Genomic DNA, 524 nt, shown 5'->3' with positions numbered 1-524 from the left:
TCCGATCACCACCGGTGCCACACCCACCGCCAGGAAGGCCGGCAGAAAGCAGAGCCCCACCGGAGCTGTGATCAACACGTATGCCCGCGGGGCCCGGGCCCTGGCCGCCCGGTCCTGCTCGGCCCGCAGACCCGAGGCCACCCGGGCCACCGGTCCGGCCGCCGGAGCCCCGGTCGACCCGGCACGCTCCAGACAGCGGGCCAGCGCCGCCGCCCCGGGTATCGCCCCGAACCGCCCCCACGCACCGGCCGGTTCACCGCCGAGCCGCAACTCCGCCGCCGTCCGCGCGAGCACCTCGCCGACCCGGCCCCCGAGCGACTCCCCGACCGCCTCGGCCGCCTCCCGCGGACTCGCCCCGGCCGCGACACAGGCCGCCAGCAGGTCTGCGGCGAGCGGGAGTTGACCGGACCTGATCTCCTCGCCGCGCCCGGCCGGCTTCCGCCGCCGCTGCCAGCGCCAGACCCCCGCGGCGGCGGCAGCCGGCCGGGCGCGGCGAGGAGATCAGGTCCGGTCAACTCCCGCTC

General features: G+C 78.6%; 1 pseudogene. It reads right to left on the bottom strand.

The window, feature by feature from the left end:
* Positions 1-474 (bottom strand): annotated as a pseudogene (locus tag J0695_RS41730) (type II secretion system F family protein); the annotation flags it as partial.
* Positions 475-524: the final 50 nt, after the last annotated feature.

Source organism: Streptomyces beijiangensis (genome assembly GCF_017315755.1).
In the GTDB taxonomy this organism is placed as follows: Bacteria; Actinomycetota; Actinomycetes; order Streptomycetales; family Streptomycetaceae; genus Streptomyces; species Streptomyces beijiangensis.
This window is presented reverse-complemented; position numbering and strand designations above follow the sequence as displayed.